The sequence below is a fragment of the Pseudoalteromonas sp. MMG033 genome, assembly GCF_057197785.1.
The window spans coordinates 4,319,455-4,340,771 of record NZ_CM170070.1 but is presented as its reverse complement, the minus strand read 5'-3'; the positions used below and the strand labels follow the sequence as shown (position 1 = coordinate 4,340,771).

General features: G+C 40.6%; 19 protein-coding genes. 9 read left to right on the top strand and 10 right to left on the bottom strand.

The window, feature by feature from the left end; genetic code table 11:
• The 3 genes from greA (at position 1) to ccoG (ending at position 3,604) form a co-directional block, all read left to right on the top strand.
• Positions 1-477 carry a transcription elongation factor GreA gene (greA, locus tag AC2CZC_RS18930; protein ID WP_039609029.1) on the top strand — a complete coding sequence of 159 codons (477 nt, stop codon included), beginning with the start codon at positions 1-3 and terminating at the stop codon, positions 475-477.
• Positions 478-643: 166 nt separating this feature from the next.
• A complete protein-coding gene (locus tag AC2CZC_RS18925) occupies positions 644-2,083 on the top strand; it encodes a sigma-54 interaction domain-containing protein (protein WP_484584902.1) in 1,440 nt (479 codons plus the stop codon).
• Between the two features lie 138 nt (positions 2,084-2,221).
• Positions 2,222-3,604, top strand: coding sequence for a cytochrome c oxidase accessory protein CcoG (gene ccoG / locus AC2CZC_RS18920; protein ID WP_484582990.1), 1,383 nt, complete (start codon positions 2,222-2,224; stop codon positions 3,602-3,604).
• Between the two features lie 449 nt (positions 3,605-4,053).
• Here ccoG and uspE read toward each other — a convergent pair whose 3' ends face one another.
• From uspE to ccoN, 10 genes are all read right to left on the bottom strand, one after another.
• Complete coding sequence (uspE, locus tag AC2CZC_RS18915; protein WP_063359919.1) at positions 4,054-4,977, bottom strand: universal stress protein UspE; 924 nt, start codon at positions 4,975-4,977, stop codon at positions 4,054-4,056.
• A 95-nt stretch (positions 4,978-5,072) separates the two neighbouring features.
• Positions 5,073-5,801 (bottom strand): FNR family transcription factor, encoded by a 729-nt coding sequence (locus tag AC2CZC_RS18910; RefSeq protein ID WP_063359918.1) that lies wholly within the window; start codon positions 5,799-5,801, stop codon positions 5,073-5,075.
• Positions 5,802-5,987: 186 nt separating this feature from the next.
• Positions 5,988-6,659 carry a sulfite exporter TauE/SafE family protein gene (locus tag AC2CZC_RS18905; protein WP_484582989.1) on the bottom strand — a complete coding sequence of 224 codons (672 nt, stop codon included), beginning with the start codon at positions 6,657-6,659 and terminating at the stop codon, positions 5,988-5,990.
• Positions 6,646-6,819: a cbb3-type cytochrome oxidase assembly protein CcoS gene (gene ccoS, locus AC2CZC_RS18900; protein ID WP_063359916.1), complete on the bottom strand. Its 174-nt coding sequence runs from the start codon at positions 6,817-6,819 to the stop codon at positions 6,646-6,648. Before ccoS ends, AC2CZC_RS18905 begins: the two co-directional genes overlap by 14 nt.
• Positions 6,816-9,188: a heavy metal translocating P-type ATPase gene (locus tag AC2CZC_RS18895; protein ID WP_484582988.1), complete on the bottom strand. Its 2,373-nt coding sequence runs from the start codon at positions 9,186-9,188 to the stop codon at positions 6,816-6,818. Before AC2CZC_RS18895 ends, ccoS begins: the two co-directional genes overlap by 4 nt.
• Before the next feature lie 5 nt (positions 9,189-9,193).
• Positions 9,194-9,685, bottom strand: a complete 492-nt coding sequence (locus tag AC2CZC_RS18890) for a FixH family protein (protein WP_484582987.1) — start codon at positions 9,683-9,685, stop codon at positions 9,194-9,196.
• A gap of 126 nt (positions 9,686-9,811) precedes the next feature.
• Complete coding sequence (gene ccoP / locus AC2CZC_RS18885) at positions 9,812-10,777, bottom strand: cytochrome-c oxidase, cbb3-type subunit III (RefSeq protein ID WP_484582986.1); 966 nt, start codon at positions 10,775-10,777, stop codon at positions 9,812-9,814.
• Positions 10,774-10,959 carry a cbb3-type cytochrome oxidase subunit 3 gene (locus tag AC2CZC_RS18880; protein ID WP_046355371.1) on the bottom strand — a complete coding sequence of 62 codons (186 nt, stop codon included), beginning with the start codon at positions 10,957-10,959 and terminating at the stop codon, positions 10,774-10,776. Before AC2CZC_RS18880 ends, ccoP begins: the two co-directional genes overlap by 4 nt.
• Positions 10,960-10,965: 6 nt before the next feature.
• A complete protein-coding gene (ccoO, locus tag AC2CZC_RS18875; RefSeq protein WP_237136372.1) occupies positions 10,966-11,586 on the bottom strand; it encodes a cytochrome-c oxidase, cbb3-type subunit II in 621 nt (206 codons plus the stop codon).
• Positions 11,587-11,598: 12 nt separating this feature from the next.
• Positions 11,599-13,032: a cytochrome-c oxidase, cbb3-type subunit I gene (ccoN, locus tag AC2CZC_RS18870; protein WP_023401643.1), complete on the bottom strand. Its 1,434-nt coding sequence runs from the start codon at positions 13,030-13,032 to the stop codon at positions 11,599-11,601.
• A 613-nt stretch (positions 13,033-13,645) separates the two neighbouring features.
• On the opposite strand from ccoN, the gene AC2CZC_RS18865 reads away from it, so the two are divergent.
• The 6 genes from AC2CZC_RS18865 to AC2CZC_RS18840 all read left to right on the top strand — a co-directional run bounded on the left by AC2CZC_RS18865 (position 13,646) and on the right by AC2CZC_RS18840 (position 21,209).
• Positions 13,646-13,816 (top strand): hypothetical protein, encoded by a 171-nt coding sequence (locus AC2CZC_RS18865; RefSeq protein ID WP_484582985.1) that lies wholly within the window; start codon positions 13,646-13,648, stop codon positions 13,814-13,816.
• Between the two features lie 380 nt (positions 13,817-14,196).
• Complete coding sequence (locus AC2CZC_RS18860) at positions 14,197-17,262, top strand: hypothetical protein (protein ID WP_484582984.1); 3,066 nt, start codon at positions 14,197-14,199, stop codon at positions 17,260-17,262.
• A 55-nt stretch (positions 17,263-17,317) separates the two neighbouring features.
• Positions 17,318-18,394, top strand: coding sequence for a hypothetical protein (locus AC2CZC_RS18855; protein WP_484582983.1), 1,077 nt, complete (start codon positions 17,318-17,320; stop codon positions 18,392-18,394).
• A gap of 10 nt (positions 18,395-18,404) precedes the next feature.
• Positions 18,405-20,294, top strand: a complete 1,890-nt coding sequence (locus tag AC2CZC_RS18850) for a hypothetical protein (RefSeq protein ID WP_484582982.1) — start codon at positions 18,405-18,407, stop codon at positions 20,292-20,294.
• A 59-nt stretch (positions 20,295-20,353) separates the two neighbouring features.
• Positions 20,354-20,830, top strand: coding sequence for a transcription elongation factor GreAB (locus tag AC2CZC_RS18845; protein ID WP_484582981.1), 477 nt, complete (start codon positions 20,354-20,356; stop codon positions 20,828-20,830).
• A gap of 136 nt (positions 20,831-20,966) precedes the next feature.
• Positions 20,967-21,209: a hypothetical protein gene (locus tag AC2CZC_RS18840; protein ID WP_063359906.1), complete on the top strand. Its 243-nt coding sequence runs from the start codon at positions 20,967-20,969 to the stop codon at positions 21,207-21,209.
• The last annotated feature ends 108 nt before the right edge of the window (positions 21,210-21,317 follow it).

Genomic DNA, 21,317 nt, shown 5'->3' with positions numbered 1-21,317 from the left:
ATGCAATCAATTCCGATGACTGTACGAGGCGAAGAGTTGCTTCGTGAAGAACTGAACCATCTGAAAAAAGTGGTTCGCCCCCAAATTGTTGCCGATATTGCCGAAGCGCGTGAACACGGTGACTTAAAAGAAAACGCTGAGTATCATGCTGCGCGTGAACAACAGGGTTTTTGTGAAGGGCGAATTCAAGAAATCGAAGCTAAATTATCGACTTCTCAAGTAATTGACGTCACAAAGATGGCTAATAATGGCAAGGTTATTTTTGGTAGCACAGTAACGATTGTTAATGTAGATACTGATGAAGAAGTAACGTATAAAATTGTTGGCGACGACGAAGCAGACATTAAAAACAATTTAATTTCTGTAAATTCACCAATTGCTCGTGGCTTAGTCGGCAAAGAGCTAGATGATTCAGTTAATATTCAAACTCCAAACGGTACTGTTGAATACGAAATCATCGAAGTTGAATACGTCTAATTAGTCTAACCTAAAGATCAAAAGCCCAGTTCGTTGTAACTGGGCTTTTTTATTTCTACACAAAATAAATCCCATTTTTGACTAAGATCATCCTTTCTATGGACACTTCTCGCTAGATAAAGCTGATTGGCGTACTATCAATCGTGAAATATCACGAGGAACGATGATGTCATCTGTTATTAAGCACTTCTTAAATGACCCAAAACTCTTACTCAATGCCGTCGGCGAAGGTATTTATGGCTTTGACTTGTCTGGCAATGCCGTTTTTATCAACCCGGCAGCAGAAAAAATGACAGGGTGGGGAGCTGATGAGTTACTCGGTAAGAAAATTCATCAGTATCACCATCATAGCCACCCAGATGGCAGCGAGTACCCCGCTGATGAGTGCCAAATTTATAAAACCATGTTTGATGGTGAAACACGTTATGTTAAAGGAGAGGTTTTTTGGCGTAAAGATGGGAGCTGCTTTCCGGTTGAATACACATCAACGCCTGTGTATAGAGATGGTCAAGTGATAGGGGCTGTGGCGATATTTCGCGATATTTCACAACAAGAGGAAACAGAGCAAGCACTTCGTGATGCGCTCAAACAAGTGCAGTCTTTATCAGAGCAATTAAAAGACGAAAATAGCTATCTGTTGTCTGAAATTAATCAAAATTGGCAAGGTTCTGGTTTGGTGGGCCAAAGCCATGTTTTCAATCGTATGCTTGAGCAAATCAAGTTAGTCAGTACAACCGACAGTACAGTGCTTGTTTTAGGTGAAAATGGTACAGGTAAAGAGCTAGTTGCGCGAAACCTTCATGCCTTAAGTGGTCGCTCAAAAATGCCGTTTGTTCGTGTGAATTGTGCTGCATTTTCGCCAAGCTTGTTAGAGTCCGAATTATTTGGTCATGAAAAAGGTGCGTTTACAGGTGCGCATGACAAGAGAAAAGGGCGTTTTGAGCTTGCACACAATGGTACCCTGTTTTTAGATGAAATTGGTGAGCTACCTCAAGAGGCGCAAAGCAAGCTGCTACGTGTGTTGCAAGAGCAAGAGTTTGAGCGTGTCGGGGGGACAAAAACCATATCCGTTAATATACGAGTAATTGCGGCGACAAACAGAGACTTGTGGAAAATGGTGGAAGAGGGAGCGTTTAGGATGGACTTATATTATCGATTAAATGTATTCCCTATTAAAGTGCCTCCGCTTCGTGAGAGAAAGGAAGATTTACCTATGTTGTGTGCAAACATGATTAATAAGCTTAATGTTAGATTAGGCAAACAAATCAAGGGGATAGCTAAGTCATCTTTAATTAAATTAGAATCCTATGATTGGCCTGGAAATATCAGAGAACTTCAGAATATTTTGGAGCGTGAAGCCATTTTAGCAAGCGGTTACACATTGCATTTGTCACAGCCTTTACACATAGATGAGAATGTTGTCATTAAAGGTGAGACTGCCGTTCGTTTGGATGAAGTTCAAAAGCACCATATTATTAAAGTGTTAGAGATGAGCTGTTGGAAAATTTCAGGTGCGCAAGGAGCCGCTGAAAAGCTTGGATTAAATGAAAGTACACTGCGCTCTAAGATGAAAAAATTGGGGATCTCGAAAAAACGCGATATTTAAAGATTTTTCGTGAAATATCACGTTTCCTTGGGAAGGGTTGGTAAAAAATTCTTTAAATATCATGTGTTTATTTATCTTTCAGTTTGGTCTGAAAGTTGCAAATAACTAATCGTGTTCCACTTACCGTAAGCAAGTAATATGAAGTTTGATATTAAAGAAGAGGATATGATTATTAAGCCCTACAAGCAAGAAGGGCCAATTTATATCCGAGAACAAAAAGGGTTCTTTCAGAAAATTCGTCGCAACCTTGGCTGGATATTGATGTTGGTATTTATCGCCATTCCTTGGATCCCCTACAAAGGCCAGCAAGCGGTACTTTTTGATGTTTCAAGCCAGCAATTTAGAATATTTAGCCAGACATTTTTACCGCATGACTTTATGATTTTAGCCTGGGTATTTATGGCAGGTGCTTTTGGTTTATTCTTTGTCACTAATTGGTTGGGCCGAGTTTGGTGCGGTTATACCTGCCCTCAAACCATTTGGATGTTAATGTTTACATGGGTAGAACATCGAGTTGAGGGAACTCGTAATCAACGTATTAAACTAGATAAATCGAATTGGAATTCACAAAAAGCGCTGAGAAAAACAGCTAAACACACGATTTGGTTATTGATTTCTTTATTTACCGCGACTTCTTTTATGGCTTATTTTGTGCCAGCGAAAACCTTGTATATCGATATGTTCACTTTAGAGTGGTCTGGTTTAGTGAGTTTCTGGGTGTTTTTATTTGCTTTTTGTACCTACGGCAATGCAGGTTTTTTAAGAGAAAAAATGTGTAATGTGGCATGTCCATATTCACGCTTCCAATCAGTTATGTTCGACAAAGACACCTTGTTAGTTACTTACGATGCAATACGAGGAGAGAATCGTGGGCCACGTAAGCGCAAGTCTGATCACAAAGCGCAAGGGCTTGGAGATTGCGTAGACTGCAACTTGTGTGTTGAGGTGTGTCCTGCGGGCATAGATATACGAAATGGCCTTCAATATGAGTGTATTAACTGCGGATTATGTATAGATGCATGTGATGACACCATGTCTAAATTTGGTTATCAAACTGGCTTAATACAGTACGTTAGTGAAAATCAAACAGCTGGAAAAACATCTAGCCCTTTCAGACTCAAGCTTGTCGGCTATGCAGGCTTGTTTGCAGTTATACTTGCGACCATGGCAATTTGGGCATTTAATCGCACGCCCATTGAAGCATCTGTAATTCGTGACCGTAATGCGCTTTACAGGGTTAATTACGAAGGGTTAGTCGAAAACCCATACACGTTAAGTATCATTAATAAAACGCAGCAAACATTGCAATACAAAGTAAGCTTCCATGGTTTGGATAACGCTAAACTGACAGCTCCGCAAAAGATTGAAATACAAGGCGGTAAGATGTTACTCGTCCCTGTGACGATTGCCGCTGATGGCTATGATATTCAAAGTAAACGAACGCCAATTCAATTTACTATTTCCGCGAATGAAGATAGCAGTATTTCTATCACGAAAGACAGCTATTTTTATAAAAACTAGTGTTTTAGTAGAGCACTGGGTTATTCCTCGAAGGGCCAATTGGCCCTTTTTTTACATTTTAGGTAAAGCTGAGATTGCAGCCTAAAAGTAAAGTAGACTGTGCGCTGATTTTGCTTATTAAACTTAATCAACGGGAGAAGTAGGTGTTTGGGTATCGAAATGCAAACTGTTCACCATGCGAGCGTTGTGGTGTGTCCTTGAGCGATGAACTTGATGAGTGCCCACATTGTAAGGGGTTATCAAATAGAGAAGCCTTGAATTTGAAAGCATTTAGACAATATGAAATACCTAAGTCTACCCGCTTTTTAAGGGTCGTCATGTTATGTCTGTTTGGGCTGTGCTTTGTTTGAGTGGTTTATCTTTTTATGCTGTAGGTCTTAATGCACAAATAAGCTAACACTTGATGTATTTAAGAAAAGTCCGATACTAAATATCGGACTTATGCGATGTTAGTTTTCTAGGGGGCTTTTGTAACCATCAGGCTTGAGTGCTAAGACGTCGCAATCTAAGCTATCAATAACATGTTCTGCCGTATTACCTATTAAAGCTGCACTTAATCCTGTTCTTCCAACCGTACCAATGACGACAAGCTCAGCTGACTTTTTGTCTGCAACAGAGGGGATAACATCTTCAGGTAGTCCCTCTTCGATAATGCAGGTCTCTTTTGCGATATTAAACTTACTCGCTAAAGACCATGTTTCATCTTCATGGTGCTTTTTAACCGCCTCACTGTATTGCGATGGGTTGAATTCAGGAATTTCTATGGCAATGTTAACTGGAGTTGCAGGATAGGTATTAACCAAGCTCAATGACGCATCAGCAAGGTCACAAATAAACAAGGCGTCTTTGACAATTCGTTTGTTGAGCTCCTGGTGTTGCTCATTGTCACTGACCGAGTTAACCGCTGCGATGATCTCTCCATGTTCTGGCCAGGCTTTGTCTTTTACTAAAAGTACTGGGGTAGGGCATTTGCGTATTAGATGCCAATCAGTTGGGGTAAATATAACGGATTTTAACGTATCGTGTTGATGTGTCGATTTAATAACAATATCGAATTGCTCGTCGAGCACTTCTTCAATAATTGCTTCATATGGCCGGTTGTGCCATACCACCTTTGCTTGGATGTCTAAGTCGGTATACTTTTCTATCTGTATATTGATCCACTCTTCTCTATCTTTAATAACAGCGAGGCGCATCGCTTCGCGCTCTTCTTTTGAAAGCATGGTTGTCATTTCGTATGAAAAGTCATAAATAGAGAGGAAGGCTGTTATTTTTGCCCCTGTCTTTTGGGCGAGACTAATAGAGCGTTCAAGGCTATTTTGTTGCTCTTTTGTGGGGTCAATAACAGTGAGAATTCTCTTTATCTTGTCCATAAAAGCCTCCTATGGCACTTGGCTAATCAATATACTTTGAGTGTAACTGATATAGCCAAGGTATAAAGCGAATTCGGCAGAAATATTGGTTTAGATCAAGTAGTAATACCAGCAGCAGCCGCTAAGCCTTCAGGTTCTAAAATGGTAATGAATTTACCTTCAACTTTGATTAAGCCAGCTTTTTGAAAGCGGCTTAACAGGCGACTGATGGTTTCAACTGTCAGGCCTAGATAGTTACCAATTTCGCCTCGTGTCATTGTAAAGCGGAACTCTTTACGAGAGAAACCACGTTCGCCAAATCGGTTAGATAAGTTAAAGATAAAGGTTGCGAGCCTTTCTTCAGCCGTTTTTTTGTTGAGTAACAATAGCATCTCTTGATCATAGTTGATCTCGTTACTCATCAGTCTCATGATCTGCTGTCTTAATTTTGGTAATTTGCCTGCAAGCTCATCAAGTGTTTCAAACGGGATTTCACATACCATTGAAGTTTCGAGTGCTTGTGCAAAGCTTTGATGTTGCATTTTATTGATGGCATCAAAACCAACTAAGTCACCGGCGAGGTGGAACCCAGTTATTTGCTCATCACCTTGCTCAGACAGGGTATAAGATTTAAATGAGCCAGATCTAACGGCGTAAATTGCTTGAAGTGCTGTGCCAGATTCGAATAAGAAGTCACCTTTATGCAAAGGTTTCTTTCGTTCGATGATTTCATCTAGCTTATCCATCTCATTACCATTGAGTGAATAAGGCAAGCAAAGCTGACTTATACTGCAATTTGTACAACTGATTGTACACTGACTTTTGGAGCGATTATTTAAATCCATAATTAATCCATTACTCTTAGACGCACATAAAAAATAAATTCAAAAATTGCCAAAAACAAAAACTTAAATATTATTATTAAGTTAAGTACTTCGAAATTTTCACCATAATAAGTCCGTAAAAACTCCTGCTTTTAAGGACTTAATCTATGCTCGCTATTATCTAATATTAGCAAGCATAAAACTAGATTAATCTACTAGTTTATTACTAGTGATGATAATCAAATAAAACCCATACCATACAAAGAGATTACCAAGTGCCACTCTCGTTACTGTATGGTTTAAAAATTTGTTGAGTATTTGCGCTGATTGTCCTGCAACAAGTAATGCAGGAAAGGTCCCCAGCGCGAAAGCCACCATAGTCAGTGCGCCATACAGGGCACTTTTTGCTTGAAGGCTCCAAATCAAAGCACTGTATACAAGGCCGCATGGTAGCCAGCCCCATAAAGCGCCATAAGCAAGCGCTTTTGCTTTGGTATCAATCGGTAAAATGTGTTTGTTCAGCTTGACTATACGTTGCCAAATTACAAAATTCCCGAGTTTTTCTAGCCAATTTAGTGTGCCAGCAAGCCGCATAATGTATAGGCCAACGAGCAGCATAAATACGCCACTTAAATAGGATAATGCAATAGCAAAGCCTGTGTGTTGCTTCGCTAAAGATGCGCCCAGTGCAGCAACCAGCAGGCCTGCGACAGCATAACTTACAAGCCGACCTAAGTTGTATAAAAAAGCGACGAGAAGGGGAGGTTGCTTTGATTGGGCAAGCTGTAAGCTTGATGCTATTCCACCACACATAGCTAAGCAGTGGCCACTGCCCATCAGTCCCATTAAAAATGCACTGGCAAAACTAATTTCCATCATTACTCTTGTTATGCTGCTCTTTGTCATCTTCAAACAAAATGCTGTGCGCTTGCTTGTTTAAATCAGAGAATTGCTCGCTTTTTACAGCCCAAAAAAACACCCCAATGGCGATAACCACAAATAAAATAGCGATAGGGATCAATACATAAATTATACTCATAGCTTCAATAACCTTAATGAGTTGGTAATGACCACAATAGAGCTTGCTGACATGCCAATCACAGCGAGCCAAGGTGGCACGAGCCCAAGTGCAGCTAATGGTAAGATAGAGCCGTTATACAGCAGCGAAATCGTCAAATTTTGTTTAATGATTTGCTTAGTTTTAATGGCCACACTTTGTAGCGTTTTCAGTGAATTTAGATCACTATTTAACAGTACTACATCTGCCGTGTTTTTTGAAATATCCGCGCCAGTTTCCATTGCGATAGAGAGGTGGGCACTGTTAAAGACTGGACTATCGTTTACGCCATCGCCAACCATTGCTACGATATGACCTTTATCAGACCATTGTTCAACTTCATGCTGCTTGTCTTTTGGTGTGCACGCCTGTTTATAAGAATCAAGTCCAAGCTCGTTAGATAAATTGCTAGCAGCTTTTGAGCTGTCACCGGTCAGCATATGGCATGTGAGCTGATGAGATTGTAAATATTCGATGACTTCGGGTGCACTGGTTCGTACTTTGTCTTGTAGGTAAAAGTCCGCGATAGGGCGCTTGTCAACAAATAGGGTTGCCTGCGCAAAAGAGGCATGGCTTCCAAACCAGCTAGGCTTGCCAATTGCGATGTGTTTACCTTCAAATTGGCCGCTTACACCAAGGCCTGTTGATACCTTCGCTTCATTTATCTCTAAAAAGCTGATTTTTTCGTCAACAAATGCTTTCGCGATTGGATGCTCGGAATAGCGCTCTAGTGCGCTTGCAAGCGCTAAAATAATCGACTCTGCATATTGCTCATCTAGAATAGTAACATTCGAAATGGTAAAACGCCCTTCTGTAAGAGTACCTGTTTTATCAAAGGCATACCTACTTACTTTGGGCGTTGTTTCTAATACATGCGCTTCTTTGATCAAGATCCCTTTTTTGGTTAGTGTTGCAACGGCGCAGGTTAAAGCTGTAGGGATAGCCAAGCTTAATGCGCATGGGCAGGTGGCAACCAAAACAGCGATTGTTACCCAAAATGCATGTTCGGGTTCGACATGGTACCAACCAATTGCTGTGATGGAGGCAAAGATCAGTAAACAGGCCACAAACCACTGGGCGACTTTATCGGTTACTTCAACAATTTTGGGCCTTTTCATTAAAGCGTTATGTTGAAGCTTAATGATCTGATTGAGTAGTGTGTTTTGCCCAACTTTGTTAATTTTTAAGGTGATAACGCCATCGTGATTCAATGTGCCAGCATAGACTTGATGATTGGTAAATTTTTTAATCGGGAGATGCTCACCTGTCATCATTGATTCGTCGACTGTACTCGTACCATCAACCACAATGCCATCGGCGGGGATTGTCTCGCCAGGTTTAACCAAGATTAAATCGTTTAATGTTAGGCTTTTCGCCGCAATGACTTCCTCTGTTGTACCAGATAATCGCCTAGCGGTAAGAGGCAAGAGTTTTTGCAAGTTAGCAGTAAACTCGCTTGCTTTCATTCGGGCTCTAAACTCGAGATACTTTCCAAGTAAGAGTAGAAAAGTAAACATGCAGATGGACTCAAAATAAACCTCGCCCACAGACATGACAGTCGCGTAGCAACTTGCACCATATGCGCCAAAAATAGCCAGTGAAACCGGCAGATCCATATTCAGTTGGCGGCTTTTAAGGCCTTTTACTGCGTTGGTCAAAAAAGGCAGGGCGGAATAGAGAATAACAGGCGACGCTAAAATTAAACTGATCCAACGGAAATATTGCTCAAACCCTTCTTCCATACCTGAGAACATGCCAAAGTACATGGCAAAAGCGAACATCATGACTTGCATAGTCATTAGCCCAGCAACACCTAAGCGACGCATATAAGCTTTCGCAGCAGCTTGTTTTTGCGCGGCTTCTTCATCTGCTTGGAATGGATACGCTTTGTATCCGATTTGCATCAGTGCGCCGATGATTTCACTGAGCTTGGTCGTTTCATCTTGCCACAAGATCATCGCTCGGTGGGTTGAGGTATTAACATCGACACGTTTAATGTCTGGGATTGCAAGTAACTGTTTTTCGATGAGCCAGGCACATGCTGCACAGCTGATCCCCTCAACACTGAGTAGTACTTCTTTTAAATTACCTTGTTCCGCCACAAAGTCTTTTTGAATATCTTTGTTATCGTAGCTGAGCAGTTCTTTTAATTGTTCTGGTACTAACTCTTCAACTTTACCGCTGGACTCTGTGCGGAATTTATAATAGTCACTCATTCCCTGCGCAAGGATTGTTTCTGCAACAGCTTGACAGCCTGTGCAACAGACTGGGTTGGCGATTCCTTCGAAAACAACTTCACCTTGAAATCCTGAAGGGACAGCTTCAAGGCAATGAAAACAACTTTTTGCCATAAGAATTACTTGTATTGAGGTGTAATAGAAACAGGCTTATCAGTTGGTAATTGCAAGTTCTCCTTCATTTTCCAACTGCCGTCCATAGGTTCAATGAACACGGTAAATGCGCCACTGTGTTCTTTATCTAGCAACGCGGTGTATGTCCCGCTAGCATTGGCAAGTAGGGTTGTGGAGAAGTCGTATTCTTTAATTGTTCGGTGATAAAACGATACTTTTAATGCGTTGACATTACTGCGATCGCCTTTGGTGAAATCAAAGCTGACTTTGTCATGTTCAACAATCAAATCGCCATGTAGATATAGCGCTTTTGCTTTATTGAATTTGCTCAACTCGAGGTTGATTGCTTTGCCTTTTTTGTAATAATCATCGACGACCATATCAGGACCGTTACCAACAGCATAAGTCACTAAAAATACGCACGCAATGATGGTGACGAGTGGGAAAAACATTAAAAACCAAGGCCAAAAATTCTTATACCACGGAGTTGGATTCATAATTATTCACTACTTTACATTGTTGTTTGTTTTGCTGCCTAACTAGGCGAGTTATAAATTAAATTTACGTTAGTTTGTTACTATAAGTAAGCCTCCATTATGGAGGCTTACATGTTTATGTCATGCTTATTTCTCTTGAGATAAGCTATATACATAGGCAGTTAAAAGATGAACTTTATCTTCACCTAAAATGTCTTTCCATGCCGGCATCACACCTGCGCGTCCATGACGTATTGACTCTTCAACAGCGCGTTTTGAGCCACCGTATAACCAAATATTATCGGTTAAATCAGGTGCACCGAATGGTAATCCAAGTGCGACAGAACCAGTACCGTCAGCACCGTGACAGGCTGCACACATAGCAAATTTAGCTTTACCAGCGTCAGCATCTTTTTGGTTTACTGTACGACCTGATAGGCTCAGTACATAAGCGGTCATTTCTTTTACACCTTGCTCACCTAATGCAGCTTCCCAACCTGGCATGGCTGCGACGCGACCATTCAATAAGGTTTCTTTGATTTGATCCGGTGTGCCGCCATATAACCAGTCTTTGTCAGTCAGGTTAGGGAAGCCAAGGCCACCACGCGCATCTGAGCCATGACACTGTGCACAGTTTTGAGCATACAGTCTTTGCCCGATTTCCAACGCGTCTGAATCTTTTGCAAGTGTTAATACATCTTGCTCTGCAAACGCTTTAAAGATAGGACCAAAACGTTCGTCCGCGGCTTCAAACTCTTTATCAAGCTGAACCCAGAGCCCTTTATCTTTTGCGTCTAACACAGCTTGTTTAGACTCTTCGAGCGATATGACACCTTGGTTAGAGCTAGTCCAACCGAGTAAACCAGCAAAATTACCTAAGCCAGGATACATTGCAAGGTAGTATACAGACCAAACGAATGTTGCGAAGAACATGTAAGTCCACCATTTTGGCAGTGGGTTGTTTAGTTCTTCGATGCCGTCAAACTCATGACCACAACTGGCACCTTCTTCGACACCTGTGTAGTTTTTCAGGTTCCAAATTAATAGGCCAAAAATGAGAGCCAGACATGCTAAGGTCAATACGATGACCCAAATACTCCAAAAGCTAGTCATTTTTCAGACTCCTTTTCCTCTTTTGAAATTGTGTTGTCGTGTTTTATTTCATCGTCGAATATGGCTTTTGCAGCGTCATCAAACCGACTTTTGGTTCGTTTGCTGTAAGCCCACACAACAATCACAATGAACAGTACTAAAATTACCAGAGTTAAAATGCCTCTGTATGTGCCGTAATCCATAATAAATTACTTCAAATGTGTGCCAAGTTGTTGCAAGTAAGCTATCAAGGCTTCCATTTCGGTTTTGCCTTGGACTGCTTGCTGTGCGTTCTTGATATCTTCGTCAGTGTAAGGAACACCAAAGTTCTTAAAGACTTCAAGCTTCTTAGCGGTTAATTTACCATCCAGTACGTTCTCTTCTAGCCAAGGATAACCAGGCATATTTGATTCAGGAACTACGGAGCGAGGGTCGATCAGGTGCGCATAATGCCAGTCGTCAGAATAACGACCACCAACACGCGCAAGATCAGGTCCAGTTCTTTTAGAACCCCATTGGAAAGGGTGATCCCAAACAGATTCGCCAGCGACGGAGTAGTGACCGTATCGTTCAACTTCATCCCTAAATGGGCGGATCATTTGTGAATGACAGTTGTAACAACCTTCACGGACATAAATGTCTCGGCCTTCCATCTCAAGTGCAGTTAATGGGCGCAGGCCCTCAACTGGCTTTGTCGTGTCATCTTGGAACATCAGTGGCGTTATTTCTACTAGTGCACCGAAGCTGATCGCAAACACTGTGAGAATCGCCATCAATCCAACGTTCTTTTCTACTATTTCGTGTTTATTTGTCGAGTTATTATTGCTCATAGTCGATACCTCTTAAGCCATTTGCGTGTTTGCATCAGTAGCAAGAGAGCCACTTTTTGCAGTAACAGTGCGGTATACGTTATAAGCCATTACTAGCATGCCGACTACGATGAACACACCGCCTAGGAAGCGCATGATATAGAATGGATATGAAGCTTCTAGAGATTGCACAAAGCTGTACATCAATGTACCGTCAGAATTGACTGCTCGCCACATCAAGCCTTGCATTACACCTGAAATCCACATAGCAACGATATATAAAACAACGCCTACAGTGTGTAACCAAAAGTGTGTATTAACCAGTTTCACGCTATACATGTTTGCATGGCCAAATAATGCAGGGATTAAGTGGTAGATAGCACCAATTGAAATCATTGCAACCCAACCAAGTGCACCAGAGTGAACGTGGCCTACAGTCCAGTCAGTGTAATGCGATAGGGCATTTACAGACTTGATTGCCATCATTGGACCTTCAAATGTTGACATACCGTAGAATGACAGAGAAACAACTAAGAAACGTAATACTGGGTCGGTACGAAGCTTATGCCATGCGCCAGATAGCGTCATAATGCCGTTGATCATACCGCCCCATGAAGGAACAAATAAAATCACTGACATAACCATACCTAGAGACTGAGTCCAGTCTGGTAGAGCTGTATAATGAAGATGGTGAGGACCAGCCCAAATATAAAGAGAAACAAGCGCCCAGAAGTGCACGACTGACAATCTATATGAATATACAGGACGTCCAGCTTGCTTAGGAACGAAGTAATACATCATACCTAAAAATCCAGCGGTTAGAAGGAAGCCTACCGCGTTGTGACCGTACCACCATTGCACCATTGCATCTACCGCACCTGCGTAGATGGAGTATGACTTAGTCAGTGATACCGGCACAGCCATGCTGTTAACGATGTGAAGAACGGCAACAGTGATGATAAATCCTGCATAGAACCAGTTCGCGACATAGATATGAGATACTTTACGGTTAATCAATGTGCCGAAAAAGACGACTGCGTAAGTTACCCAAACGACTGCAATTGCGATATCAATAGGCCACTCTAGCTCTGCATATTCTTTCGAGCTTGTAATACCTAAAGGTAGTGTAATCGCGGCGGCAACGATAATCGCTTGCCAGCCCCAAAATGTAAATGAAGCTAATTTGTCGGAGAAGAGACGCGTTTGACATGTGCGTTGCACGACGTAATATGACGTTGCAAATAATGCACTAGTACCAAAGGCGAAAATAACAGCGTTCGTATGTAACGGACGAAGTCGAGAGTAAGTTAACCATGGAATGTCGAAGTTTAAAGCAGGCCAAGCAAGTTGCGCTGCGATAAATACACCTACACCCATGCCAACGATGCCCCAAATCACTGTCATAATAGCGAATTGGCGTACAACTTTATAATTGTACTCAGTTTGTGATGCTACTGTTTGGCTCATTTTCTGGATTCCGCTGCAGTTAATGCGTTTAGAAATGATTAACCTGTAAAACAGGCCCTCTTTTATATTTCAACAGTCCCGCTTTGCGTACGCTAAATAAGCCAAAGCAAGCCTGAGAAACCCTTATTTTTGCAAGGAAATAATAATTTTTTTGCAAAACAAAAGATACCTAAAACACCCCAAAGCATGACATCAATCAAGTTTTCAGCAGGTAGTTTAAAACCGTCCAGTTTTCATGACCACGGTCAATTCAACCGAGATTTATTCTAACCTTGGCTGGCCCTCAAAGCTTGATAAGCGTAGTATCATAGGCACACAATTTTGACTCTAGTCAGCTTAGATTATGCGCTATTTTTCAACATTCGCTTCGATAATTTTAATTTATTTACTTACGTCTTGCTCAGAGCTATATATAAGTATACATGAAAGTTCAGAAAAAAGTGAAAGTTCAGTCAATACTAAAAATTGTACATCGTCTAAGCCATGTAAGTTGGGAAAAAATACAGAGTTTTGGGTTTCTAAAGAGAGTTTGAAAGCAGAGGAGCTGTTTAAAGTGTATTTAAAGAGCCCTTTTATACAATCGATTGACTTGGCACACATAGAAGGGGTTTCTATGTACATGGGCAAAATTCCAATTTCATTCGAATCGCATGACCAGGGCCTTTGGGTTGCTGAAGCTATGGTTGGCGCATGTAACCTTGAACAAATGAAGTGGAAAATTGTACTTTCTGGTTTGAAGGAGGGGCTTGATACTTCAGCGCCTGTTTTTTATACGACGCGTTAGACTTCAAATACTCACCAAGTCACATAGCCTCACAGACTGGCTTTACATGTATCTTTTCTCTACTACAATTTTGCATGTTGTCGCTTTTTAAATGTCGAAATTGTAATCTATTTGATGAATTTTACGTTAAAATTTTGATTTTTTTCGGTTCTTGTTAGCTAAGAATTTACCTTTATACTCAGTTCAAAAATTTCTCTACAGCAGCCTATATTTGGGCCTTTATTGCTAACCAACACATTCTACAGTCCTCGCTAAGTGTGCATTAACTAACAAGAAATATTGATAAAAATTTAATCAATTCACTAGAGTTTTGGCCTTTAGCAACTACGCTTAAAGCGAATAAAAGAAAAATTCTAAGGCATTTAAGGAGGCCTCCTGTGGTGAATAGCAAAATTTACCGTTCCTATCTTTCAGTCTCAATCGCATTAACACTTGGTTTAACCGGGTGTAGTCTTTTTGACAGCGAAGATTCTTCAAGTACGGTTCCTGTGGAGCCTTTGCCTTCAAACATTGAAGGTAGTGCTTCTGTAGACTTTAACGTTTTCATTTCCGGAAAAGCTGTTAAAGGGACACTTAGAGGTGCAGAGCTCACTGTAAAAGAACTAAAAAATGGTGAGTTTGTAGATGTTGCCTTTAGAAGCGAGTTAGAAACAATAGAGAAAACAGCAACAGCGACAAGCGAAGCGGCTGCAATTGAGCTGGCTAGATCACAAATATTAAGTGAAAGCCCTCAGTCATTGCTTACTGCTGATGATGGCACTTATGGGTTTTATATTGACCAGCAGTTTAGCGGCGCTTTGTATATAACAATTAAAACCACGAAAACCAGTGGATTTATAAAATGTGATGCCTTTTTGGGATGTGGTGATTTTGCCGAAAGCTCAGATAATGATGCAAATTCTAACTCCAAAATTGACTTTGATGAATGGTATCAAGATGACTTGACGCTCAATGTTGTGAAGGAAATAACAGCACAAGCCAATCGACAAGCAAGAGGGGCTGAGGGAACAACAAAGTTTTATGTTGCGAATGTTACTATTTTTACCACTTTAGCATCTGAGCTATTACAAAGAGTGTCGCAAGATGGAGGAGTTGTAAACGCCGAAAGTGTAGCTGATGCGAGTTTGAATACGCTACTTATTTTAATGGGCCCTGAAGCAGCAAAGGATGCGGTGTTGTTATCAGGTGATATATCGTTGGGAGGTGCAGTTGATTTCACAGATGTTACCTCAGAAGATACGATAGATGCGGGTACTTTAGCGCTTATTAATGTTGCATCAACTCTTCAAAATATCGCTTCTAATTCTGGCAGCGGTACTACATTGAATTCTGTGCTCGAAACTCTCAAGCAAGGTGTTAGTGATGGAAGCCTTAAAGGCAGTGAAGACGCTGCTGTTGCTCAATTGGCCGCGACGCTGCAAGAAGAAGTAAACAAAACCGCAATAGTGTTTGTAGCCATAGCGAGTGGTGATATTGAAGCAATTAAAGCAGCGCTAAAGGAAGTTGCTCCAGAGCTTGACGATGAAGCATTAAATGAGCTTGCAGAAAAGGCCAAAGATGCTCGAGACCAAGCGATTGAATCGGGTGCAACAGACGAAAATGCGCTTGAAGAAGCTGCTGAAGACTCAAAAAACGCGGTAAGTGACTTAGGGTGTGAAGGTGATGAGTGTAATACAGACGATGATACATTAATAAATGACAGTCTAAATGAGCTTTTGACCGCCATAGCAGAATCTCAAACACAACTCTCTTCTTTAAACGAAACATTCACTGGTTTAAATACGACTTTGCAAATAGTGATAGGGTTAGGTGAAGCTGCTCAGACTCAACAGGAGAAAGAGAATTATTTAAAAGCTGCAGATGACTTAATAGCTGAGCTTGCAAGCTCTAACTTACAACAAGAAACAAGCATTTTAGCATCAATTTCCGCTCAAGCTTTAGCAAGTGCTGAGGGGCTGCTGGCATTAACCGCAGCTGCCCAGCCTGCTGTTACAAGCTCTCAAGCTCTTGTAAATGATGTTGCATCCTTGAATACAAATATTGGTGTGTTTGTAGCGTCTGCAAACGCGGAAAGAGACAAAGCAATAGCTGCACTAGACGATGCATCGAGTGCCGCCAAGGTATTGGCTGAAGCCGCAATTGAGCGCGCAGTACAAAGTGAGCAGTCATTTAATACTTCTAATTCTGACTATCAAGCACAGGTCGCGGAAGCGACGAGCTTGTTCGCCTCTGCAGGTTCAGACCTGACTGCGTTAGAAGCTGCATTAGTCAGTGCTCAGAGTGCGATAGATAAGTTTAACGCATTAAATGCATTGACCGCTGATATTTTGAATGATGTAGATCTTGCTAAAACGCGCGCTGATGAATATTTAGTGATCGCGAGGACCGATGCACAAAAAGAAGAAGCGGAACAGTTTGTCGCTGCCTCTACCACAAGACAGCAAACAGTAACTGCAAATGTAACTGCCTTCAAAGCTTCTGAATCAGGCACTCGCTCTTTGAATAGTAATATATCGTTTAGCGTTGATAATGCGAGAGGTAAATCAGGTACAGACAAAATGACATCAGTTGCGTTTGTTACCAAAGAAGGTGCGGATGCGGTATTTAATGCTGGCGAAGTTGTATATGACGTGTTGAGGGATATTTGGGATCAAAACTTGGACTCAGGTGCTCATACCGGCACCGCGCCAAATTATCCAGAATGGACGTATAGATACAACACAGATACATACGCAATCGAGCTTACCAACACGCAAGGTGATGAGGAGATACTGGCTAACGCACAGGTCAATTCAGGCGCAACGAGTAAAATTATTTTAACTTGGACGGGTACATTAAAATCAACAGATGGGCAAACGGTATTGGTAAAATCGCCTGACTTGGCAGAATGTGAGAGATGGTCACTTGACTTAATCGCACAGCCAAATGCGTCATGCTCGGTTGTGTTTATTGATGGCAGTATAACAACGATTGAAGATGCTAGAAACTTTGATGCTTCTAGCGCTAAAACATTCAACATCGTTGAGTTCATTGATGGTCAATATGGTTTCAATGGAACGCTTTCATCTGAGCTAACCTCTACAGATAATGCTGGAAACACAGTCCCATTATTTGTTAGCGGCGCGATTGAACACTTGAATATAGTTATGTCAGGTACAACCGAAGACCTTGTATTTACAGCTGATTTTGAGCTTAAAAATGAAGATGAGAATGACGACCTTGGTTTAGCCAAAATAATGCTAAATGAGTTCAATGGTTATGTGTTTAATGTCAACTTGTTAGACACTGATAGACCTTTGGTTGGTGACGTAACGATATATAACGATACGACGCCAGTTAAGGTGGGTGATGTTATTGAAATCACAAATGGGTTTAGAGTCACTTACGTTGATGGCCAAGTAATTGATTACACTGATATTGACTTCTTGGGGCAAAACATCAACTAACTTTTCTAACAATAATAAAGGAAGGCGGTGTTTTACCGCCTTTGAATTCATAATTATGACAAATCCAAATGCACTTGTTCTTGCAGTATGTTTTACAGGCTCTACTTATGCCAATGATTTTGAAATAATTAATACATTTGATTCAGAAATATATACTGAAGCACAGCCCGTCAAATCTTTTCTCGATGAGTTTGATAAGCCCCTTAAATCGGGGGACAGTGCATTTACATTTAATGTCTTCGAACTCGGAGTGAAGTACAAAGGCATTGCTGTTGGTGCCCAGAGCCGATACAACTATGCACTTGAGTTTGATCCAGATACTGCACTGTTCACTTACCTAGAAAAAAACGACTTACCGTTTGAACAAAGAAATTATCGTTATTATCTAAAGGGGAAGCAATCTACATCTCACGGTATATTCTTTTCTTATGATTTTAATTTCTTTGATAAAACCTTGATCATAGTGCCGAAGGTTACCTACTATCAGAGTGCTCACTTTCAAGATGCTGTAGTGGATGGTACGGTTTTTAGTGATGAAATTAAGGGAGCATTACAAACACAATATTTCTTCTCGAAAGATATTTTGTTTAAGTCATTTACCCCTGACCAAAGCCCTGACGGTGAGGGCTACTCGGTTGATTTAACTATAAAATGGCAAGTAAACGATGACCTCACTTTATCTTTTAAAAGTCTAGATCTTATCAATGAAACCCAATATTCAGGCGTTGGCTTTGTAAACGGCATTACGACAGATGTGCCATTCACTGAACGAGGCGACAGTATTGAGACTTCCCCTTCTATTCGTTTGCGAACTTCGGCATTTGGTCGTGAAGTAGATTATTCCTTTGAACATGATGCTAGGTATTACTTTGATGTGCAATATCGGTTAAATGACAGAGTGTCATTCGATGTGAACACTCGACATTTTTATAAAGATACGTTTATACAAGGGAATATTAATTATCACTTTAATGATAGTTGGCGCGTATTTTCAGGGTATGAAACAAACTCTAAGGCCATTGTGGTAGGCGTTGCCAATGACTATTTTGGGTTTTCTGTCAAAACAGACCATTTGGATCTTGATGACGCATACTACGCAAACATTAATTGGTTTATCCGCTTAGTGCTGTAGGAGAATAATAATGAAAAAAGTAAGTGGTTTATATTTACTTATGGCATTGATGGCCGGTTGTGGTGGAAGTGGTGGAGATGTTCCCCAAGTTTCTGACATTCAACCCGGTTTTGGGAATGATACAGCTGAGAGGTTTGACGCTAATATACGTTTTTATTTACCAGACTTTGTAGATAAAAGCGGTAATTTAACAGTGACTAATCTCAGCGATAATTCACAGGAAATACATAACGTAGAGTCGTTGAATCAATTTGCACTTACAGTCACAGTTGGCGGGCAATACAACCTTATGTATACGCCAAATAGTAGCACTGTGACATGTCCAAAATTATCAGGTTGTGGTCGTTCATTGTTAAATGATCCTAATGATCTGGATGGCAATAATGAAATCGATCATGGTGAGCCAATTAATGCAGAAGTTGATTTTGAGTTGATAGTATTACCAACACCAGGCATTAACCAAGTATTATTCTCCAGTTTCAATAGCGCAATAGCCAATTCTAAATGGGATAGCTCAATTTGGTCACTCACATCGGCACCGAATTATCACCTGACGCAAAGTACCATTCATAGCAAGCAAAAGGCTGAATATGTGTCAGATGTAATGACATATATTGATGTGATTTATCAGCATAATCAAAACCAGAAAGACAGTGAGTTATTTGTCAATGCTATTGGGGAAGGGGTGAGTGGTAATAGTGCAGCACTAAACCCGTATAGAGAGCTTGCCAATGAGTACATAATCGAGACGTTAACGACAGAAGAAACTAATTCTCTCTATAGAGGAGTATCAGAAAAGGTATTAATTGAAGTAAATGAATTGCTTAGAGTAAATGCAAGTCGTGAGTTACATACAGAAATTGAGCCGTATAGTAATGATTTACTGAATGAAGTGCGAAATGCTATCGGTGTATTACGTTTGCAAGATGAGCAATATAGTGAAGATTTAAAAGTAAAGCTCGAAGAGGTGGAAGAGCTGGTTAATGATGATTCTCAAGATGCATTATTGATTGCGCTTGAGGTGATTGGTGATGTTGTAAAGCATGTTTCTCCTTTTGAAAATTCATTGCCGGGAAATTATACCCTGCCAGGTTTAGATATTGATTACCAAACAGAGGGCGGTTTTAGGTGGGTTGTGACCGGCGTAAGAAAAGGGTTTGAAGTAAATGTTGATATCACGGTTCCAGAGTGGAGGATAAGTCCGACATTGGGTGATAAAATTATCGGGTTTGGTATTGGTGAAGTATCGAAACCTAGTACGAAACTTGAATATAGTTTTGATGAGTTTGAAATTGTTAGTAAGGGTAGCTTTGACCCTAATAACATAGATGAAGTTATTGGCGTTGCAAACGCATTGGGAGATATAAAGCTCTCACAGGGTGACGCAGTTTTAACTGGTCGCGTCGATGTAGATTATTCAAGGCAAAACTTGAGCATTCGCAGTACCAAATCTATTATACCTTACCTATCTGTTGATGGTGTTCTGACAACTGACAATCAAGTCACACCACTACGTATATATGCTAATGAGCGTTCACCATTAGCACTAAGAACAGATATGGATCTGGTTTTTGGTGCTCAGCTGGAGTTGTCTCTCAACGGTGGTAAAGACCTTAGAATACAAGTAACTGGAGAGCCAGACGATTTATCTGACTTCACGACTGCGGATATTGCAATCATACTTGGCGGTCATGTGAGTGAAATTACGGTGACAAACCTTGTAGGCAATATCAATGTCATTGTTCGAGGTAGAGACGGTTATTGGTTAGATATCAAGAAAAAGAAAGATTTGTATACGGGTGGTTTTTATTTTGGTGATAAACTCGTTGCTGATGTACGAACAATTAGAGGTATTCCTGGCATTCTATTTCCTGATGGAAGCTTCGAGTCCTTGTTCTAGCAGTTGGGATTAAGTAGTTAAGGGGCCTATAGAGGTCCCTTTTTTGTTTTGGATAGAAAATGAAAAAAATCGTTGTGGTTGAAGCGCTAAAAATGGCATTAGAAAAAAAGTTATACGAGGCGCAGGAAGCGGCAAATAGTGCAAGGCAAGACGCGATTCATGAACAAAGTGCGGCTGAAACACAGTATGACTCTTTGAGTATTGAATCTGGCTATTTAGCTGAAGGCCAAAGTGAGCGAGTAGAGCAAGCGCACCGTGCCATTAATGCATTTGCATCGGTTTTTAAAGCTGAAGTTAACGACACGGTGGCTGAGGGCGCATTAATTAAGTTGAGTGATGAGGAAGGTGTTCATTTTTGGTATTTTATAGGCCCTGTAGAGGGCGGTCTTAAAATCATGATTTTAGAGACGCAAGTATTGGTGCTTACATTGCAGTCACCTCTTGGCTTGGCTTTAAAAGGGAAGATGTTGGGTGATGATGTTGAATTTGATTTTAATGGTTCAAAGCGTATTTTTTATATAGATAAAATTATTTAAGTACTTTTATAAATATGAAGATATTGAAATATCAAATTTGCATGTTTACAAAGTAAGCTGGCATTAGTGATTAAAAGTTGTTTATTCTAGCTGTGCTCGTTAGCACTGTATTTAACTCATAAATAAGGAATATTTAATGGGCTTTAAAGTTAATCATTATGCCGCTAAAACAATAAGTAGAACTCATACCGTCGATTGGGAATTGATTTCAATCGAGCTCATAATAGGTGTTATTTGTATCGTACTGGCTGTTGTTGGATTTAAAGCCAACATGTTGCTTATTTTTATTCCTGCTGCATTGATATCATTTCTTTGTCTGGTGGGGATTGTGTATAGCTTATATTTTTATATACAAGAAAAAAGAGCGAAAAAACCATGAAATCTGGTAGGTAAAGCTTACTGCCGAACATACTATACAGACACTCAACGACACATACATAATGAGCTATGAGTACAATATTTTATAAGCCTAATATTTGAATCATAG

What these genes read in the sequence shown, in the direction of transcription:
- AC2CZC_RS18865 (WP_484582985.1), top strand. Translation starts at nt 13,646, where the DNA reads ATGTACATGGGCAAAATTCCAATTTCATTCGAATCGCATGACCAGGGC.
- greA (WP_039609029.1), top strand. Translation starts at nt 1, where the DNA reads ATGCAATCAATTCCGATGACTGTACGAGGCGAAGAGTTGCTTCGTGAA.
- AC2CZC_RS18905 (WP_484582989.1), bottom strand. Translation starts at nt 6,659, where the DNA reads ATGATGGAAATTAGTTTTGCCAGTGCATTTTTAATGGGACTGATGGGC.
- ccoP (WP_484582986.1), bottom strand. Translation starts at nt 10,777, where the DNA reads ATGACTAGCTTTTGGAGTATTTGGGTCATCGTATTGACCTTAGCATGT.
- AC2CZC_RS18895 (WP_484582988.1), bottom strand. Translation starts at nt 9,188, where the DNA reads ATGGCAAAAAGTTGTTTTCATTGCCTTGAAGCTGTCCCTTCAGGATTT.
- AC2CZC_RS18840 (WP_063359906.1), top strand. Translation starts at nt 20,967, where the DNA reads ATGGGCTTTAAAGTTAATCATTATGCCGCTAAAACAATAAGTAGAACT.
- ccoN (WP_023401643.1), bottom strand. Translation starts at nt 13,032, where the DNA reads ATGAGCCAAACAGTAGCATCACAAACTGAGTACAATTATAAAGTTGTA.
- ccoG (WP_484582990.1), top strand. Translation starts at nt 2,222, where the DNA reads ATGAAGTTTGATATTAAAGAAGAGGATATGATTATTAAGCCCTACAAG.
- ccoO (WP_237136372.1), bottom strand. Translation starts at nt 11,586, where the DNA reads ATGAGCAATAATAACTCGACAAATAAACACGAAATAGTAGAAAAGAAC.
- AC2CZC_RS18890 (WP_484582987.1), bottom strand. Translation starts at nt 9,685, where the DNA reads ATGAATCCAACTCCGTGGTATAAGAATTTTTGGCCTTGGTTTTTAATG.
- AC2CZC_RS18845 (WP_484582981.1), top strand. Translation starts at nt 20,354, where the DNA reads ATGAAAAAAATCGTTGTGGTTGAAGCGCTAAAAATGGCATTAGAAAAA.
- AC2CZC_RS18850 (WP_484582982.1), top strand. Translation starts at nt 18,405, where the DNA reads ATGAAAAAAGTAAGTGGTTTATATTTACTTATGGCATTGATGGCCGGT.
- uspE (WP_063359919.1), bottom strand. Translation starts at nt 4,977, where the DNA reads ATGGACAAGATAAAGAGAATTCTCACTGTTATTGACCCCACAAAAGAG.
- AC2CZC_RS18910 (WP_063359918.1), bottom strand. Translation starts at nt 5,801, where the DNA reads ATGGATTTAAATAATCGCTCCAAAAGTCAGTGTACAATCAGTTGTACA.
- AC2CZC_RS18925 (WP_484584902.1), top strand. Translation starts at nt 644, where the DNA reads ATGTCATCTGTTATTAAGCACTTCTTAAATGACCCAAAACTCTTACTC.
- ccoS (WP_063359916.1), bottom strand. Translation starts at nt 6,819, where the DNA reads ATGAGTATAATTTATGTATTGATCCCTATCGCTATTTTATTTGTGGTT.
- AC2CZC_RS18880 (WP_046355371.1), bottom strand. Translation starts at nt 10,959, where the DNA reads ATGGATTACGGCACATACAGAGGCATTTTAACTCTGGTAATTTTAGTA.
- AC2CZC_RS18855 (WP_484582983.1), top strand. Translation starts at nt 17,318, where the DNA reads ATGACAAATCCAAATGCACTTGTTCTTGCAGTATGTTTTACAGGCTCT.